The sequence below is a fragment of the Bacillus sp. 05T31 genome (genome assembly GCF_056396725.1).
In genome coordinates this window covers 1-452 of record NZ_JBFTMA010001384.1, presented here as the reverse complement: position 1 = coordinate 452, position 452 = coordinate 1, and the positions used below count along the sequence as shown (strand labels likewise).

Sequence of the window (452 nt, the reverse complement as noted above, 5' to 3'; positions counted from 1 at the left end):
TGTCTATAGTCGCCTATTTAAAAAAGGGGCAATAAAAGTCAACCAAAAGACAGGTCAATGGAAACCAATTCACCGTCCAGAGTTAATTAAATTAGTGCCTCTTGAGATTTTAAGGAACTATAACGCTCAAATACGTGGAACCTATCAATATTATCAACTGGCGGTGAATGTGTGCCATTTAAACAGTTATAAGTATCTCCTGGAATACTCTATGTATAAAACCTTAGCAAATAAGTACCGTACTACCTTAGGCAAAGCTAAACAAAAATTTATGGTGAATGGAATATTCCAAGTCAGTTATAAGACAAAGTCCGGCAAGAAAACGGAAGTGCTTTATGATAAGGGATTTCGTAGGAATAAAGCTCCTATAACTAAAAAGGATATAGAAAAACTTCCTTCGGAAGTATCCTACCAATCCCGAACATCGCTTATTCAAAGGTTGATGGCTAATC

At 36.1% G+C, this 452-nt stretch carries 1 protein-coding gene; it reads left to right on the top strand.

The features are described from left to right. Positions 1 to 452, top strand: a 452-nt coding sequence (locus tag AC1DJR_RS33420) for a group II intron reverse transcriptase/maturase (protein ID WP_477004616.1), incomplete at both ends; no start/stop codon positions are given.